The sequence below is a fragment of the Rhodovibrio salinarum DSM 9154 genome (genome assembly GCF_000515255.1).
GTDB classification, from domain to species: Bacteria; Pseudomonadota; Alphaproteobacteria; order Kiloniellales; family Rhodovibrionaceae; genus Rhodovibrio; species Rhodovibrio salinarum.
This window is the reverse complement of sequence record NZ_KI911559.1, coordinates 2,752,184-2,769,841: the sequence shown is the minus strand read 5'-3', so window position 1 is coordinate 2,769,841 and position 17,658 is coordinate 2,752,184. Positions and strand designations below refer to the sequence as shown.

Annotated in this window: 15 protein-coding genes; 12 read left to right on the top strand and 3 right to left on the bottom strand. The window is 66.0% G+C overall.

The window, feature by feature from the left end; all coding sequences use genetic code 11:
- Positions 1–4: 4 nt before the first annotated feature.
- From uppS to lpxB, 11 genes are all read left to right on the top strand, one after another.
- The gene (gene uppS / locus RHOSA_RS0112830; RefSeq protein ID WP_027288988.1) at positions 5–742 is read left to right on the top strand and encodes an undecaprenyl pyrophosphate synthase; all 738 of its coding nucleotides are present in this window, start codon (positions 5–7) and stop codon (positions 740–742) included.
- The gene (locus RHOSA_RS22335) at positions 705–1,556 is read left to right on the top strand and encodes a phosphatidate cytidylyltransferase (protein ID WP_051432118.1); all 852 of its coding nucleotides are present in this window, start codon (positions 705–707) and stop codon (positions 1,554–1,556) included. Before uppS ends, RHOSA_RS22335 begins: the two co-directional genes overlap by 38 nt.
- Positions 1,557–1,624: 68 nt before the next feature.
- Entirely contained in the window at positions 1,625–2,812 is a 1,188-nt protein-coding gene (locus RHOSA_RS0112820) for a 1-deoxy-D-xylulose-5-phosphate reductoisomerase (RefSeq protein ID WP_027288987.1), read from the top strand.
- 72 nt (positions 2,813–2,884) lie between these two features.
- Positions 2,885–3,997, top strand: coding sequence for an RIP metalloprotease RseP (gene rseP / locus RHOSA_RS0112815; protein ID WP_027288986.1), 1,113 nt, complete (start codon positions 2,885–2,887; stop codon positions 3,995–3,997).
- A 78-nt stretch (positions 3,998–4,075) separates the two neighbouring features.
- The gene (gene bamA, locus RHOSA_RS0112810) at positions 4,076–6,370 is read left to right on the top strand and encodes an outer membrane protein assembly factor BamA (protein ID WP_156092722.1); all 2,295 of its coding nucleotides are present in this window, start codon (positions 4,076–4,078) and stop codon (positions 6,368–6,370) included.
- Between the two features lie 12 nt (positions 6,371–6,382).
- The gene (locus tag RHOSA_RS22330; RefSeq protein ID WP_051432117.1) at positions 6,383–7,009 is read left to right on the top strand and encodes an OmpH/Skp family outer membrane protein; all 627 of its coding nucleotides are present in this window, start codon (positions 6,383–6,385) and stop codon (positions 7,007–7,009) included.
- 9 nt (positions 7,010–7,018) lie between these two features.
- Positions 7,019–8,050 (top strand): UDP-3-O-(3-hydroxymyristoyl)glucosamine N-acyltransferase, encoded by a 1,032-nt coding sequence (gene lpxD, locus RHOSA_RS0112800; protein ID WP_027288984.1) that lies wholly within the window; start codon positions 7,019–7,021, stop codon positions 8,048–8,050.
- Positions 8,043–8,513, top strand: coding sequence for a 3-hydroxyacyl-ACP dehydratase FabZ (gene fabZ, locus RHOSA_RS0112795; RefSeq protein ID WP_027288983.1), 471 nt, complete (start codon positions 8,043–8,045; stop codon positions 8,511–8,513). The genes lpxD and fabZ overlap by 8 nt, the downstream gene beginning before the upstream one ends.
- Entirely contained in the window at positions 8,513–9,316 is an 804-nt protein-coding gene (gene lpxA, locus RHOSA_RS0112790) for an acyl-ACP--UDP-N-acetylglucosamine O-acyltransferase (RefSeq protein ID WP_027288982.1), read from the top strand. The genes fabZ and lpxA overlap by 1 nt, the downstream gene beginning before the upstream one ends.
- Positions 9,306–10,163, top strand: a complete 858-nt coding sequence (locus RHOSA_RS0112785) for an LpxI family protein (protein WP_027288981.1) — start codon at positions 9,306–9,308, stop codon at positions 10,161–10,163. The genes lpxA and RHOSA_RS0112785 overlap by 11 nt, the downstream gene beginning before the upstream one ends.
- A gap of 20 nt (positions 10,164–10,183) precedes the next feature.
- Positions 10,184–11,353, top strand: coding sequence for a lipid-A-disaccharide synthase (gene lpxB / locus RHOSA_RS0112780; protein WP_027288980.1), 1,170 nt, complete (start codon positions 10,184–10,186; stop codon positions 11,351–11,353).
- A 110-nt stretch (positions 11,354–11,463) separates the two neighbouring features.
- On the opposite strand, the gene gltA is transcribed toward lpxB, so the two are convergent.
- Both gltA and gltX read right to left on the bottom strand, forming a co-directional pair.
- A complete protein-coding gene (gene gltA, locus RHOSA_RS0112775; protein WP_027288979.1) occupies positions 11,464–12,795 on the bottom strand; it encodes a citrate synthase in 1,332 nt (443 codons plus the stop codon).
- A 147-nt stretch (positions 12,796–12,942) separates the two neighbouring features.
- Positions 12,943–14,364, bottom strand: coding sequence for a glutamate--tRNA ligase (gltX, locus tag RHOSA_RS0112770; protein ID WP_027288978.1), 1,422 nt, complete (start codon positions 14,362–14,364; stop codon positions 12,943–12,945).
- 265 nt (positions 14,365–14,629) lie between these two features.
- Between gltX and RHOSA_RS22325 the strand changes: the two genes are divergently transcribed.
- Complete coding sequence (locus RHOSA_RS22325) at positions 14,630–16,759, top strand: ComEC/Rec2 family competence protein (RefSeq protein WP_037256294.1); 2,130 nt, start codon at positions 14,630–14,632, stop codon at positions 16,757–16,759.
- A gap of 73 nt (positions 16,760–16,832) precedes the next feature.
- On the opposite strand, the gene lexA is transcribed toward RHOSA_RS22325, so the two are convergent.
- Positions 16,833–17,588 (bottom strand): transcriptional repressor LexA, encoded by a 756-nt coding sequence (lexA, locus tag RHOSA_RS0112760; protein WP_027288977.1) that lies wholly within the window; start codon positions 17,586–17,588, stop codon positions 16,833–16,835.
- Positions 17,589–17,658 lie beyond the last annotated feature (70 nt).

The following is a 17,658-nucleotide window of genomic DNA, read 5'->3' as shown; positions in this document are numbered from 1 at the left end:
CCCGATGGATGGGACGTCGTCGCTCTCCGACAAGTCGCTGCCTCAGCACATCGCCGTCATCATGGATGGTAATGGCCGCTGGGCGCACGCGCGCGGACTTCCCCGCACCGCCGGCCACCGCCAGGGGGCGGAGGCCGTCCGCCGGGTGGTCGAGCGGGTCGGTGAGCTGGGTGTCCCCTATCTGACGGTCTTTGGCTTTTCTGCGGAAAACTGGAAGCGCCCGGCCAGCGAGATCGAAGACCTGATGTGGCTGCTGCGCCGCTACCTGAAGAGCGAGGTGGCGGAGCTGCACAAGAACGATGTGCGCTTCCAGGTGATCGGCGATCGCACGCGCTTTGGTCCCGACCTGCGGCAGATGCTCGCGGACGCCGAGGCCTCGACCGCCGACAACGGCCGCCTGACCCTGACCCTGGCGCTGAATTACGGCGGCCGGCAGGATATCGTTGATGCCTCCCGCAAGCTGGCGCAGCAGGCGGCGACCGGGGCGCTAGACCCGGAGGCGATCGATCCCGAGCGGTTCGCCGGCGCGCTTTCGACCGCTGGCATGCCGGACCCGGACATGCTGATTCGCACCAGCGGCGAGCAGCGCATCAGCAACTTCCTGCTTTGGCAATGCGCCTATGCCGAGCTGTTCTTCCTCGACAAGCTCTGGCCCGACATGGCCAAGGATGATGTCAGCCGCGCGGTTCAGGAGTATCAACGCCGTGAGCGGCGCTACGGCGCGGCGGTCGGTTCGCGCTGACGTGAGTCCGCTGCGTACGCGTGTCATTTCCGCGCTCGTGATGGCGCCGCTGGTGTTGGGTGCGCTGTATCTGGGTGGGGTCTTTACGGACCTTCTGATGATCGCCGTCGGTGCCGGTATGGCATTCGAATGGGCCCGGCTGACCACGCAAGGCGCGGGTTCGGCTGTCGGGGTGGCGGCGCTGGGGGTCGGTGTCGGCATCCTGCTCTATGCCCTCGACCGGCCGGAGATGGCAGCGCTGTTGCTCCTTCTGACTGCGCTCGTGGCGCCTGCGCTGATCGGGCGCGGGGCAGGGCTGCGCGGACGTCTGTGGCTGGCGGCCGGCGTGGTCTATCTTGGGGCGGCCTGCCTAGGGTTCCTATTCCTGCGCGCGCGGCCGGAGGTTGGCCTGCTGTTGATCGGCTGGTTGATCGCGGTGGTTTGGGCGACCGATATCGGCGCCTATGCGGCGGGCAAGAGCTTGGGCGGGCCCAAGCTGCTGGTCCGGGTCAGCCCGAACAAGACCTGGGCCGGACTCGTTGGCGGGCTCGCCAGTGCGGTGCTCGTCAGCGTGCTGGTGGCGGCCTGGCAGCCTGAATTGGCGCACGCGACCCGTTTGCCCGGCGTCGCGGGCGTCGCGGTTGCCGGCGCGCTGCTCGCACTCGTCGCGCAGGCGGGCGATCTGCTGGAGTCCGCGCTCAAGCGTCGGGTCGGGGCAAAGGACGCCAGCGGTCTGATCCCGGGCCATGGGGGCTTGCTCGACCGGGCTGACGGGCTGGTCGCAGCCAGCCTTGTGCTGGCACTCTCAATCACCGCTCTGGACGCAACGGTCTGAAGGAAACGGGTATGGCGGTGGACGAGCGCGTAGGGCGAAGCGAGCGCGTCGCGGATGATGCCGGCCACATGGCGGGCGAACTGTTCGACGACGCGGCGCCGCGCAGCGTCACGGTCCTGGGGGCGACGGGGTCAATCGGCGGCAACACGCTCGATCTGATCCGCCGCAACCCGCAGGCGTTCGACGTCGAAGCCTTGACCGCCAACACCAATGTTGCCGCGCTGGCCGAAGCGGCGCGCGCGACCAACGCGCGCTTGGCCGTGGTTGGTGACGAGCGCGTGTACGGCGACCTGCAGGACGCGCTCGCTGGCACGGGGATCGAGGTGGCCGCGGGCCACCAGGCCATCGTCGAGGCTGCGGCGCGGCCGGTTGACTGGACGATGGCGGCGATGGTCGGCGCCGCCGGTCTGGCGCCGGCGTTGGCGGTGATCGCGCGTGGCGGCACGCTGGCGCTGGCGAACAAGGAGACGCTGGTCTGCGCTGGCCCGCTGATCACTGCGGAGGTCGCCCGCCACGGTGCGACCGTGCTGCCGGTCGACAGCGAGCACAACGCGATCTTCCAGGTGCTCGATGGGGCGCGGCCGGAGACGGTCGACAAGCTGATCCTGACCGCCTCCGGCGGACCGTTCCGGACCACGGATCCCGAGGCCCTATCCGCGATCCGGCCCGAACAGGCGGTGGCGCACCCCAACTGGGCGATGGGGGCGAAGGTATCGGTCGACTCGGCCACCATGATGAACAAGGGCCTGGAACTCATCGAAGCCTACCATCTGTTCCAGGTGCCCGAGGATCGCCTCGACGTGCTGATCCATCCGCAGTCGATCGTGCATTCGATGGTGGCCTACCGCGACGGCTCGGTGCTGGCGCAGATGGGGGTGCCCGACATGCGTACACCGATCGCGCATACCTTGGCGTGGCCGATGCGCATGCGCACGCCCGTGGCCCGCTTGAACCTCGCGGAGATCGGCCAGCTGACCTTCGAGACCCCGGATTCCCGCCGTTTTCCCGCCTTGACGCTGGCTCGGAAAGCCTTGCAAACCGGGGGCTGTGCCCCAACTATTCTGAATGCTGCAAACGAGGTCGCCGTCGACGCCTTCCTGGGCGGGCGGATCGGTTTCCTGGACATCCCCGGCACGGTGGAAAGCGTACTCGCCGAGATGCCGGCCAGCCAGGTGACCACGATCGCGGACGTCCTCGAGGTCGATCGCGACGCGCGCGCGGCGGCCTCCCGCATCACCGCGCGACGGGCCGGTTGATCCCACGATAGGCAATCGCTGGGACTCGCACGACTCCGGGCCGCCACCCGCAAGACGTCAGGTCGCTGATCCATGGAAATCCTCTCCGAATACCTGATTCCCTTCCTCGTGGTGCTCACGGTGCTCGTGTTCGTCCACGAGTTTGGCCACTACATCATCGCCCGCTGGAACGGCGTGCGAGTCGAGGTCTTCTCGATCGGCTTCGGCCCGGAGATCTTCGGCTGGAACGACAAGGCGGGTACCCGCTGGAAGTTCAGCGCCGTGCCGCTCGGCGGGTACGTGAAGATGTTCGGCGACGCCAACGCGGCCAGTCAGCCGGATGCCGAGAGCGCCCAGCAGATGAGCGCGGAAGAACGCGCGGTGGCCTTCCCGCACAAGCGTCTTGGGCAGCGCGCGGCGATCGTGGCCGCGGGTCCGGTCGCGAACTTCCTGTTCGCGATCGTCGTTCTGGCCGGGCTATTCATGATCAGCGGCCAGCCCTACACGGCACCGGTGGTGGATCAGGTACGCGAGCCGTCGGCCGCGGCGGAAGCCGGTTTGCAGCCGGGCGACCGGATCGTCCAGCTGGATGGCCAGAAGATCGAACGGTTCGAGGAGCTACAGCGGATCGTGCGCCTAAGTCCGGGCGAGACGATGACCCTGGTGGTCCAGCGCGACGGTGAACGCGTCTCCCTAACGGCAACGCCCGAGCGCAGTACCGTGAGCGACTCGGTGGGGAACGAGCACACCATCGGGTTGCTCGGCGTGACCAGCACTGGCATGGAATACAAGCGCTTCGGTCCCCTGGAATCGGTCGTTCGGGCCGGTGAGGAGACCTACTCGCTGACCACCGGGACGCTGCAGGCGGTTGGCCAGATCATCGCCGGCAGCCGCAGCACCGACGAGCTCGGCGGGCCGATCCGGATCGCGCAGCTCTCGGGGCAGGTCGCGGACACCGGGGTTACAAATGTCGTCTGGTTTATGGCCGTGCTGTCGATCAACCTTGGGCTGATCAACTTGTTCCCGGTGCCCATGCTCGATGGTGGCCACCTGCTATTCTATGCCATCGAAGGGATTCGTGGACGCCCGCTGGGGGAGCGGGCGCAAGAATACGGTTTCCGCATCGGTTTGGCTTTGGTATTGACGCTGATGCTTTTCGTAACCTGGAACGATCTGGTCCAGCTCCAGGTATTTTCCTACTTCTGAACTGAATAATCCGGGGGCCGCGTGCCAAGACGGGGGACAATCAAGGGGATCGGACGCGCCGTCGCGACCCCGGCGACGGTGTCGCTAATCTTGCTCAGCTTGACCACGGTCGCGGGTCCCGGGTCGGTGGCGCAGGCGCAGTCGATCACCGACGGCGGACAGATCGGCGAGATCGTGATCCGCGGCACCCAGCGCATCGAGCCCACCACGGTGCGTTCTTACCTGGAGGTCGATCCTGGTGATCGGTTTGATGCGCAGGAACTGAACCGCTCGCTTAAGGGACTGTACGACACCGGATTGTTCGAGGATGTCGTGCTGTCGCGCGAAGGCGACCGGCTGATCGTGGACGTTCAGGAAAACCCGATCATCAACCGGATCGCGTTCGAGGGTAACGACGAGCTCGATGAAGAGACCCTGCGCCAGGAGGTCGAGTTGCGTCCGCGCGTGGTCTACACGCGCACCAAGGTTCAGAACGATGTCGACCGGCTGTTGGAGGTCTACCGCCGCAACGGTTACTACGGCGCGGAGATCGAGCCGAAGCTGATCGAGCTGGAACAGAACCGCGTAGATCTCGTGTTTGAGGTCGACGAGGGGCCGGAAACCGAGGTCCGCGCGATCAACTTCGTCGGCAACGAGGCGTTCTCGGACAGCGAGTTGCGCGATCAGATCGCGACCGAAGAATCCGCTTGGTGGAAGCTGCTGGGGGCCAACGATACCTATGATCCCGACCGTCTGTCGTTCGACCGCGAACAACTGCGTCGCTTCTATCTGAGCGAGGGCTATGCGGAATTCGAGGTCCGCAGCGCGGTTGCCGAGCTGACTCCCGACCGCGAGGCGTTTGTCCTAACCTTCACCGTCAGTGAGGGCGACCGCTACAAATTCGGCGCGATCGACGTCTCCAGTTCGCTCAAGGGGCTGGAGCCTGAGCAGGTCGAGGACGCGATCACGACCGAGGAGGGGGACTGGTACGACGCCAGCGCCGTCGAAGAAACGATCTCCAACCTGGAGCGCGCGGTCGGCGATCTCGGGTACGCCTTCGTTGAGGTGCGGCCGCAGACCGACCGCGACCGGGACAACGATACCATCGGTGTCACCTATCGGATTGAAGAAGGCCCGAAGGTATTCGTCGAGCGGATCGAGATCACCGGCAATGTCCGGACGTTGGACCGCGTCATCCGACGCGAGTTCCAGTTGGTTGAGGGCGACGCGTTCAACGCCTCCAAGTTGCGCAGGTCGCGTGAGCGGATCCAGAACCTTGGCTTCTTCAAGGAGGTCAATGTCGACACCCAGCGTGTCGAGGGCGAAGCCGCGACGGTCGTGAACGTCGACGTCCAGGAGCAGTCGACCGGCAGTTTGACCTTCGGTGCCGGCTTTTCCACGTCGGACGGCCCCTTGGGCGCAATCCAACTGCGCGAGCGCAACCTGCTCGGCAAGGGGCAGGATCTGCAGTTGAACCTGACTCTGTCGGGCGCCAGCCAGCGCTATGACCTTTCGTTCACTGAGCCGTACTTCATGGGCGAACCCGTCTCGGCGGGCTTCGACCTGTTCCGCACCAGCACGAGCCGTGAAAACGACACCTTCGGCGGGTTTTCCTCGGACAGCCGGACGTATGATGAGACTGAATTGGGCGGTGCACTGCGTACGGGGTACGATCTGATTGATCGGTGGCGCCAGTCTTGGCGTTACCGCTATTCGCGGCGGACGGTTGAGAACGTCGAAGACGACGCGGCCGTGATCATCAAGCGTTCCGAAGGCACAACCAATCTCTCCTCGATCACCCACCGTTTGAGCTATAACGGGGTGTCGCAGGAGAACATGATCAGCGATGGCTTCGAGGCGTTCACGGAGAACACCTTCGCGGGTCTGGGCGGTGACGTGACCTTCGTGAAGAACGTCATCGGCGCGAACTACTATCAGCCCGTTGTCGAAGAATGGTCGATCGTCTTCGGGGCAGAGGTCGGCAACATGTTCGGCGTTGGCGAGGATACCCGGGTCAACGACCGTTTCTTCATCGGCAGCGACGAGGTGCGCGGCTTCGACAGCGCCGGCTTGTCGCCGCGCGACAAGCCGACCGGAGACCCGATTGGCGCCAAGAACTATTACGCCGGTACGGTCGAGTTGCGCTTCCCGATCGGGCTTGGCAGCGATCTGCCGGTGCGCGGCCGGATTTTCGCGGATACCGGGGCGAGTTTCGGCGTCGACGATAACCCGAACCAGGTCTTGGAAAGTTCCTCGCCGCGTGTTGCCGTTGGCGTTGGCATGAGTTGGCGTTCCCCGATCGGTCCGTTGGAGCTTGACCTTGGCTTCCCGGTCGTGAAGGAGGACTTCGATGAGGAACAGATCTTCAAGTTCAGTTTCGGCACCTCCTTCTAGACTGTGAGAGCCATGGCGTTCTCCAAAATCCGCCGGTGTGCGGCCCGTTTGCTGATCGCACTACCGATCGCCTTTGCCGGGAGTGCGGCCGTCACGGGGCTTGCGCTCGCCCAAACCGCGGGCGATGGCTACACAGCCGAGGGGGGGCAGGCTGGGTCGCAGCTCCGCGGCATCCGGATCGCCGTGATCGATATGCAGAAGATCACGAGCGAGTCGGATGCGGTACAATCGATCCAGCGGCAGATCGACAAGCAGCGCGAACAGTATCAATCCGAACTGCAGCGCCGCGAACAGGAGCTGCGGGAAGCCAACGAGGAACTCGCGCGTGAGCGGAGCGTTCTCTCGCAGGATGCGTTCCGGAAAAAGCGCCGGCGGCTGGAAGAGCAGGTAACGGAGCTGCAGCGCGAGATCCAACGGTCGAAGCGACAGTTGGACCGTAATTACTCGCAGGCGATGCGGGCGGTTCAGGAACATCTCGTCGGGATCGTTCGGGACTTGGCCAGCGGGCAGAACATCGACCTGGTGCTGGGCAAGGCCACGGTGGTGATCGTGCGGCCGCACCTCGATATGACGGATCGGGCGTTGAAAAGGTTGAACGAAGAGCTTTCGTCTGTCGACGTGCCGCCGCTGAAGCAGTAAAGCGGGGGTATGGTCGACGATCGTTTTTTCCGCCGTGCAGGACCGTTTACGCTGCAGCAACTGGCCGACCTGACCGGGGCCGCCGTGGCTGCGGGCAGCGATCCGGACCGGCGCGTTACCGGGGTCGCGCCACTCTCCGCGGCCGGGCCGGACGACATCAGCTTTCTGGACAACCAACGCTACCTGGACGATTTCCGACAAAGCCGCGCGGGCGCTTGCATCGTGGCGCCGGAGCAGGCAGGCAATGCGCCCGATGACATGGCGCTCTTGCTCGCGGACAAGCCGTACCGTGGCTATGCCGCGATTGCCGCCGCGTTCCACCCTGATCAACACCCCACGGGCCAGATCGACGACAGCGCGCGGATCGGCCGAGGCGTGGAAATCGGCGAGCAGACGGACATCGGTCCAGGTGCGGTGATCGGCGAGGAGGCGGTGATCGGGGATCGCTGCCGGATCGGCGCGAACGCCGTGATTGCCCCTGGCGTCTCGGTCGGCGACGACACGACGGTCGGTGCCGGGGCAACGCTCAGCCACTGCCTGATCGGTGCGCGGGTGAACATCCACCCCGGTGTGCGGATCGGCCAGCGTGGCTTCGGCTTCGACATGTCTGATTTCCCCTTTCGCGATGTACCACAACTCGGCCGGGTGATCGTCGAAGAAGATGTGGAAATCGGTGCCAACACGTCGATCGACCGCGGCGCGGGACCGGACACCGTGATCGGGGCCGGCAGCAAACTGGATAATCTGGTTCAGATCGGGCACAACGTGCGTCTCGGACGCGGGTGCGTCGTCGTCGCACAGGCTGGAGTGGCTGGCAGCACGGTCATTGAGGACTTCGTCGCTCTGGGCGGCCAAGCTGGTGTGACGGGACATATACGGCTTGGCACAGGTGCACAGATCGCCGCGCAGGCAGGGGTCTCGCGGGATGTGGCGGCGGGTGAACGCCTTGCCGGATCGCCCGCCATGCCGTCCAAACAGTTTTTCAGGCTGGTTGCGATCTGGCAGCGCCTGCTGAAAACGAAGGGTAATAAGGATGAGTGACAAGCGGGGGGAAGCCGCCGAGGTCTCCTCGGCCGACATCATGCGGGTGATGGAGATGATCCCGCATCGCTATCCCTTCCTGATGGTCGACAAGGTGGTCGACATCAAGAAGGACGTGAAGGCAACCGGCGTGAAGAACGTTTCGATCAACGAGCCGTTCTTCACCGGCCACTTCCCTCGGCAGCCTGTGATGCCGGGCGTACTGATCATCGAGTCGATGGCCCAGACTGCCGCCGTCCTGGTGGTTGAGACGTTGGAAGGCGAGGCCGCGGGCAAGCTCGTCTACTTTATGACGGTAGACGAGGCGCGCTTTCGCAAACCCGTCTTTCCGGGCGACGTGCTGCGCGTGCATGTCGAAAAAGTGCGTAACCGTGGGAACGTCTGGAAGTTCCGTTCCGAAGCGAAGGTCGATGACGTGCGTGTTGCGCAGGCGACCTTCTCCGCCATGATCATGGATGATTGATGTCCAACATTCACGCCACGGCTGTTGTCGATCCGGCCGCCAAGCTGGCGGACGACGTCACGATTGGCCCTTACTCCATCGTTGGGCCGAACGTGGTCCTGGACCCAGGTGTCGTGCTGCGTAGCCATGCGGTCGTCGAGGGTCACACCCGCCTTGGGTCGGGGGTGCAGGTCTATCCCTTCGCCGCGGTGGGGACACCGCCGCAGGACTTGAAGTACAAGGGCGAGGAGTCCCGGCTCGAAGTCGGCGCGGGCACCGTGATCCGGGAGCACTGTACGCTCAACCCCGGGACCGAAGGCGATCAGCTGGTCACCTCGGTCGGGCAGAATTGCGTCCTGATGATCGGTGCCCATGTGGCGCACGATTGCCGGGTCGCCGACGGCGTTATCATGGCCAACCAGGCGACGCTTGCGGGGCACGTGCAGGTCGGCGCCGGTGCCTTCCTCGGCGGGCTGTGTGCCGTCCACCAGTTCTGTCGGATCGGTGCCGGCGCGATGATCGGTGGTATGTCGGGAGTTGAGAACGACGTGATCCCGTACGGCCTTGTCACCGGCAACCGTGCACGTCTCAATGGCCTGAACGTCGTGGGACTGAAGCGGCGGGGGGTCGGGAAATCGGAGGTGCAGAAACTCCGCGCCGCCTATCAGGAGCTTTTCCACGGCCGCGAGGGGACCTTCCGGGAGCGTGTCGACCAGTTGGCACAGGCTTATGGCGATCTGCAGATCGTCGACGATCTGATCGACTTCGTCCGTGCCGATTCCAGCCGTGCGCTGTGCCAGCCGCAGGCGGAGAATGCCGGATAAGCTCGGCATCCTAGCCGGCGGCGGCCCGCTGCCCCGCCAGATCGTCGAGTCTTGCCGGCGTGCGGGCCGGGAGGTCTTCGTCGTCGCGTTCGACGGTCAGACCGATCCCGCAACCCTGGACGGCGATGTCGAGCATGTCTGGACCCGGTTGGGCGCCGCCGGGCAGGCGTTGAAGGCCCTGCGGAAGGCCGGCTGCCAGGATTTGGTCATGGCAGGGCCCGTGCGCCGGCCATCGTTCGGGGAGATTCGCCCGGACTTCACGGCTGCACGCTTTCTGGGCCGGCTGGGCACCCGCGCCCTCGGGGACGATGGACTGTTGCGGGCCGTCATGGCGCTTCTGGAGCACGAGGGCTTCCGTATGGTCGGCCTGCACGAGGTGCTGCCCGATGTGTTGGCAGGCGCCGGGGTGCTGGGGCGTCATACCCCGGATGCGGCTGCCTTCGAGGATATCAGACGCGGCCTGGCGGTCGCGCGGGCCTTGGGAGAGCAGGACGTCGGCCAGGCCGTTGTCGTGCAGCAGGGACTGGTGCTGGGGGTCGAGGCGATCGAGGGGACGGATCGCCTGCTTGCGCGCTGCGGTGGACTCCGGCGGCCGGGGCCGGGTGGGGTGTTGGTCAAGATCAAGAAGCCGCAGCAGGATGCACGCGCCGACCTGCCGACGATTGGCGAGCGCACGGTGGAAGGCGCACAAGCCGCGGGCCTGAGCGGAATCGCCATCAGCGCAGGAGGCGCGTTGATGGTGAACCCGGAGGGGACGATCAAGGCGGCCGATGCGGCGCACCTTTTCTTGTACGGCGTCGAGAGGGCCGGTACGGCGAGGAACGCGCCCGATTCCGGCGCCGCCTGAGCCTGAACAGGGATGATGGTATGACGAGTACTACGGGCGGACCGCTGATCTTCCTGGTCGCGGGCGAGCCGTCCGGCGACCAGTTGGGCGCGCGCCTGATGGCGGAGCTCAAGGCGGAGACGGGTGGGCGTGTGCGTTTCGCCGGTGTCGGTGGCGACCGGATGGAAGGCGAGGGGCTGCAGAGCCTCTTCCCGATGAGCGACTTGTCGGTGATGGGGCTTGCGGAGGTGCTGCCGCACTTGCCGCGGATCCTGACGCGGATGCGTCAGACGGTGGCTGCGGCTCGTGCGCTGCGGCCGGACGCTGTGGTCACGATCGACAGCCCCTCATTCACGCTGCGCGTGATGCACAAGCTGACCGGCATCGGCTGCCCGAGGATTCATTACGTCGCCCCGCAGGTCTGGGCCTGGAAGCCTTGGCGGGCGAAGGCGATGGCCGGTTATCTGGACCGACTGCTAACGCTGTTGCCATTCGAGCCGCCGATTTTCGAACAACACGGTCTGGCGACCGATTTCGTCGGTCATCCCGTGGTCGAGACGGCCGGGCGAACGTTCGACACATTGCAGTTCCGGGCGCAACACACCATCCCGACCCAGGCACCACTGATCTGCTTGCTCCCAGGCAGCCGGAAGAGCGAGGTCAAACGACTGCTGCCCGTGTTCGAGGAAACGGTCGCGCTGCTCGCCCAACAACTGCCGGACCTGCATGTCGTGCTGCCGACCGTCGCGGGGGTCGAGCGGCGGGTGCGGCGAGTGACCCGGGCCTGGCCGGTTCCGGTCACGGTCGTGACCGGGACGGAGGAACGCTATACCGCCTTCGCGGCCTCGCACGCAGCGATCGCCGCGTCCGGCACCGTGGCGGTGGAGTTGGCGGTGGCGCAACTGCCCACCGTGGTCGCCTACCGCGTTAACCGCCTCACTGCCTTCCTGGCCCGCCGCTTGATCCACGTGCGCTATGTCAGCCTCCCCAACCTGGTGATGGACCGGCCGATCCAGCCGGAGATGCTGCAGGAGGATTGCACGCCTACCAAACTGGCTGACGCGCTGCAGCCGCTACTGGACGATACCGAGCGCCGGGCGGCCTATGTCAGCGCCTGTCAGGAGGCGGCAAAGGCGCTGGGCGCATTCGGCGAGCCGCCGAGCCGTAAGGCCGCACGGATCGTTTTGGAGGCGGCAGGGGCGGATCGTTAGGGACCTGGGAGCATGTGTCTGCAAAAAGCGGATGCATTGCCTATAACGCCAAAGAAAAACCCCTTACCGCGTGTGCGGTAAGGGGTTTTGTCGTCAGGTATGACGCGGCGTTAGTCCCGCTGATCCTGCGGCACGAAATCGCGCGGGCCGTAGCCGGTGTAGAGCTGACGCGGCCGGCTGATCTTCTGGCCCGGATCCTCGATCATCTCCTTCCACTGGGCGACCCAGCCGACCGTGCGCGCCAGTGCGAACAGCACGGTGAACATCGAGGAGGGGAAGCCCATCGCCTTCAGGATGATGCCTGAATAGAAGTCGACGTTCGGGAACAGCTTCTTCTCGACGAAATAGGAGTCGGACAGCGCGATCCGCTCCAGCTCCATGGCGAGGTCGAGCAGCGGGTCGTCGCGCTTGCCGAGCTCGTCCAGGACCTCGTGAGCGCTTTCGCGCAGCACCTGCGCACGCGGATCGTGGTTCTTGTAGACCCGGTGGCCGAAGCCCATCAGGCGGAAGGGATCGTCCTTGTCCTTGGCGCGCTCCAGGAACTCGGGAATCCGGTCCTTGCTGCCGATCTGCTGCAGCATTTCCAGCACCGCCTGGTTGGCGCCGCCGTGCGCCGGTCCCCACAGCGAGGCGATGCCGGCCGCGATACAGGCGAACGGGTTGGCCCCGGAGGAACCGGCAATCCGCACCGTCGAGGTGGAGGCGTTCTGCTCGTGGTCGGCGTGCAGGATGAAGATCCGATCCATCGCGCGGGCGAGCGTGGGGGAGACCACGTACTCCTCCGCCGGCACGGCGAAGGTCATGTACAGGAAGTTCTCCGCGTAGCTCAGGTCGTTGCGCGGATAGATGAACGGTTGGCCAACCGAGAACTTGTAGGCCATCGCCGCGATCGTCGGCATCTTCGCGATCAGCCGATGCGAGGCGATCATCCGCTGGTGCGGGTCGGTGATGTCGGTGGAGTCGTGATAGAAGGCCGACAGCGCGCCAACCGCGCCTACCATCACCGCCATCGGATGCGCATCGCGGCGGAAGCCGCGGAAGAAGTAGAGCATCTGCTCGTGCAGCATCGTGTGGTAGGTGATGGCGCTCTCGAATTCCGTCTTCTCCGAGCGGTTCGGCAGCTCGCCGTGCAGCAGCAGGTAGCACACCTCCATGAAATCGCTGTTCTCGGCGAGGTCCTGGATGGTGTAGCCGCGGTGCAGCAGCTGGCCTTTCTCACCGTCGATGAAGGTGATGTCGGACTTGCAGCTTGCCGTCGACGTGAAGCCGGGGTCGTAGGTGAACGCGCCGGTTTGGGCATACAGCTTACGCACGTCATAGACGCGCGGGCCCATATTGCCGTCGAGGATGGGAAGCTCGTAGCTCTCGCCGGTCTCGTGGTCCGTCAGGGTCGCGGTCTTCTGACCGGACGCCTGCTGGGCCGCGCCCTTGCTGTCGTTCATGGCCCTGCTTTCCGTATAGCTGTTGGAGGTAGGCACCCGCGTGTCGGGCGGAAGTTAGCTGCGACGCAGCATAGAAGCTAGGGGGTGGGCGATCAACGCGGTGCGAAGGAGGTGAATTTTCAACCTCCAGGCAACCGATCGGTCATCTTACTGCCCTGCTTCGGTATCTTGTGTCGTTGCGGCGGCGCGCAGACGGGCAAGTGTCTCCTGCCGGCCAAGAACCTCCATGACCTCGAAAATCCCCGGCGAGACGGTCGAACCCGTCAGCGCTGCGCGCAGCGGCTGCGCCACCTTGCCGAGGCCGAGTTCGAGACCTTCCGCGAAATCGCGGGTTTCACTTTCGATCAGATCCTGGTTCCAGTTCGAGAGGCTCTCGAGCCGGTCGGATAGTTGCGCCAGGCGTGGGCGGGCGTCGCCGGCCAGTTGCTTGGCGGCCTTCGGTGTCAATTCCTGCGGCCGGTGGACGTAGAACTTGGCGCTTTCGGCCAATTCCTGCAGCGTCTTGGCCCGTTGTTTCAGGCCATCCATGCCGGCCAGAAGGCGCGAGCGGTCGTCTCCGGTCAGCTCGCGACCCAATTCGGCCTCCAGGCGTTCCTGGACCAGATCGGTTAGGCGGCTATCGTCGGCCTGGCGCATGTAGTGGCCGTTGAAGTTGTCCAGCTTGTCGAAATCGAACCGCGCGGCGGATTTGCCGACACCGTCCAGATCGAACAGCTCGATCGCCTGGTCTGTCGGGACAATCTCCAGGTCGCCGTGCCCCCAGCCCAGACGCAGCAGATAGTTGCGCATGGCTTCGGGCAGGTAGCCCTTGTCGCGATAGGTTTCCACGCCAACGGCGCCGTGGCGTTTCGACATCTTGGCACCGTCGGGGCCGTGGATCAGCGGGATGTGCGAGAACACCGGCGCTTCCCAGCCGAGCAGCTCGTAGACCTTGGCCTGCTTGAAGGCGTTGGTCAGGTGATCGTCGCCCCGGATCACATGAGTGATGTCCATGTCGTAATCGTCGACCACGACCGACAGGTTGTAGGTCGGAGTGCCGTCCTGGCGCAGGATCACCATGTCGTCGAGCTGCGCGTTGTCGACCGTGACCGCACCCTGCACCCGGTCGTGCAGGGTGGCCTGCCCCTCCTGCGGCATGCGCAGGCGGATGCACGGGGTTACGTCGGCCGGGGCCTCCGACGGATCGCGGTCGCGCCACCGGCCGTCATACTTGATCGGCCGGCCTTCCTTGCGCGCTTGCTCGCGCATCGCCTCCAGCTCCTCCTGGGTGGCGTAGCACCGGTAGGCGTTGCCATCCGCCAGCAGCTGGTAGGCGATCTCCGCATGTCGCTCCAGGCGTTTCGATTGATAGACCGGCTGGGTATCCCATTCCAGACCAAGCCATTTCAGCCCGTCCAGGATCGCTTGGATCGCTTCGGGCGTTGAGCGCTTGCGGTCTGTGTCTTCGATCCGCAACAGGAAGCTGCCCCCGTGATGTCGGGCGAACAGCCAATTGAACAGCGCCGTGCGTGCACCGCCGATGTGTAGATAACCGGTGGGCGAGGGTGCGAAACGGGTAACGACGCTCATGGTCTCCTCGAAGCGTTACGGGCCTTCTGGGCGGGATGAAACACCAATGGCGCGGCAGGGTCGGTCATGCGGGCCATTGCGGCCGGCGACACGGCGGTGTCTCAGGCGCGCGGGTTTAGCATAGCGTTCGCTTTCATGCCACGATGAGCGTGCCAAGAGTGCCTTGGAGACGCGTTTGGGTACACCGGACGCGCGCATCTGCTAACATGCCGTCGCGTGATGACGGCTTGGGGCGCGCGGTATGCGTGGGCGGGTGCGGGCGAGGGTGGGGCGGCAAGCAGCGGTCGAGGCGCTGGCCGGCCGGCTGAACGCGCTCTGGCTCACCCTGCAGATTCAGCTCCTGGCCGAGCGGGAGCGCTGGGCGCTGTGGTTGCCGGTCGCCTTCGGCAGCGGCATCGCCGTCTACTTCACCCTGCAGCGGGAACCTCCGGGCTGGATCGGTCTGCTTGCGGTCGGCTTTGCGGCCTTGTTTGCGCTGCAGGCGCGCGGGCGCACCTGGGTCATGCTCGGCGCGCTCGCGCTGGGGGCGGTTGGTGCTGGTTTCGGCGCGGCGCAGTTGCGCACGTATCTGGTCGCAGCACCGGTTCTGCAGGAGGAGCATGGCCCCGCCCGGATCCACGCGACCGTGCTGGAGGTCGAGCCACGGGCCACCGGGCACCGTCTTCGCCTGGGCGAGGTCGCTGTGGCGCGGCTTGATGCCAACCTGACGCCGGCAGTCGTGCGTGTGACCGTCTCCGCGGGCGCGCCGGACATCTTGCCGGGGGACCGGGTGCGTCTGCTGGCGGTTCTATCGCCGCCGCCCGAGCCGGCCGCGCCCGGGGCCTACGACTTCGCCCGGCGGGCCTATTTCGAGCAATTGGGCGCGGTCGGTTTCGCGTTGGGTGGCGTGGAGCGCCTGGCCCGCGCGCCGGGGGCAGGGCCAAGCGCGTGGGACCTTTGGTGGGCGCAGCGCCGGCAGACGATCGCCCGGCGGGTGCGCGCGGCGGTACCCGGGCGCGCTGGCACGGTCGCCGCCGCGTTGATGACCGGCGAGCGCAGCGCGATCCCCGAGGACGTGCTGCAGACGATGCGGGACTCCGGGCTCGCGCATTTGCTGGCGATCTCGGGCCTGCACGTTGGCCTGATCGCCGGGCTGGTGTTCTTCGCCGTGCGGGCGGCGATCGCGCTCGTGCCCGCCGTTGCGGTGCGGGTGCAGGCGAAGAAGTGGGCCGCCCTGGCAGCGGCCCTGGCTGGCTTTTGCTACCTATGGCTGGTCGGGGCGACGATACCGACCCAGCGGGCCTTTCTGATGCTCGCGCTGGTGCTGCTCGCGGTTGCGCTCGACCGCAGTGCGCTGACCATGCGCTTGGTCGCCTGGGCCGCGTTCGTCGTCCTGCTGCTCCATCCGGAAAGCCTGGTTAGCGCCTCCTTCCAGATGTCGTTCGCTGCCGCGACGGCGCTGGTCGCGGCCTACGAGGGTTTGCGCAGCCATACCTTCGGGCGGACCAGCCAGCGCAGCATCCCCATGCGGCTTGTGCTGTACGCCGGCAGCGTGGCGCTCACCAGCGTGATCGCGATCTTGGCGACGGGGCCGTTTGCGGTGTTCCACTTCAACCGGCTGGCTCTCTATGGCTTGGCGGCGAATCTGGTTGCCGTGCCGCTCACCGCCTTTTGGATCATGCCGGCCGCACTCGTCGCATTCGCGCTGATGCCGCTCGGCCTCGATGGCTTCGGGCTGACGGTCATGGGGTGGGGGATCGCCGGCATGCTTGCCGTCGCCGAAACCGTGGCGGACTGGCCGGGGGCGGTCGCGGTGCTGCCGTCGCCGAGCCGCGCGGGACTCGCCCTGATCATTGCCGGGGGCGTCTGGTTGTGCTTGTGGCAACGGCGCTGGCGGCTTTGGGGACTGGCTGCGGTCGCTGTCGGCTGTTTGAGCGTGCCCTGGGGACCGCGGCCGGATGTACTGGTCACGGGCGATGCCAGGTTGATCGGCGTGCGGGCCGCCAGCGGCGAGTTGTGGGTCAGTACGCAGCGCCGCGAGCGGTTCAGCCGCGATGTCTGGATGCGGCGGTTGGGCACGCAACGCGTGCAGACCTGGCCGCCTTGGGGGCAAGCGGAGAGTGCGGATCTGACCTGCGACCCGCTGGCCTGTCTGTTCCGCAAGAATAGCCTGACGGCCGCGCTGGTACGCGACGGCCGCGCCCTGGCGGAGGACTGCCGTATGGCGGACGTGCTGGTTGCGGTGGTGCCGGTGGCGCGGATCAAATGCGCCCGACCGAGCATCCTGGTCGATCGCTTCGACCTTTGGCGTGCGGGGACGCACGCCATCTACCTCGCGCGCGATGGCCCGCGCGTCGACACAGTCCGCGCGCATCGCGGCACCCGCCCCTGGGTTCGCCGACGCGGCCGGGAGTAAGACCGCGCGACGGCCAGATCAGCACCAGCCCAAAGCTCATGTCGGGCCGTGGAGGGTTTATGCGCGCGACGCCTCAGTGATAGCGACGCAGTAGGGCGACCAAGCGGCCCTGCACCTTGACCCGTTCGGGGGGATAGATCCGGGTTTCGTAGGCCGGGTTGGCGGGTTCCAGGGCAATCGAGTGGCCGCGTCGGCGGATGCGCTTCAAGGTGGCTTCCTCGCCATCGACCAGGGCGACCACGATCGCGCCAGGCTCTGCATGCTCGCCACGGCGGATCACGACCGTGTCCCCGTCGTGGATGCCGGCTTCGATCATCGAGTCGCCGTCGACTTCGAGGCAGTAGTGCTCGCCGTCGCCTACCATCGCCCCCGGAATTTCGACGAACGCGCTTTCGTCGCGCAGCGCCTCGATCGGCGTGCCGGCGGCGATCCGACCGTAGAGCGGCAGGTGCAGATTCTGCGAAGCCGTTGTCGCGCCCAGTTCGGGGACGGTGGGGGCGCGGAAGTTCGCTTGCACGACGTTGTCGCCGACCGGGCGGCCGTGTGCTCCTGACAGCGGGTGTCCGGCGGCGTCTTGCGCACCGTCTTCCGCGCTGCCTGTCTGAGTGGAGGGCTCACCTGGCAGGCGCAGCACTTCCAGTGCCCGGGCGCGATGCGGCAACCGGCGGATAAACCCACGCTCCTCTAGTCCGCTGATCAGACGGTGGATGCCAGATTTGGACTTTAGATTGAGCGCTTCCTTCATCTCGTCGAACGAAGGCGAAACGCCGTGTTCGCCGAGATGCTTGTGGATATAGAGCAGCAGTTCGTGTTGCTTGCGCGTCAGCATGTTGGCATCCGCTTTGCCGTTTTGCCCCCGAGGCTGCCTGTCCCAGCGCGGAATACCGTTAAACCGGGGC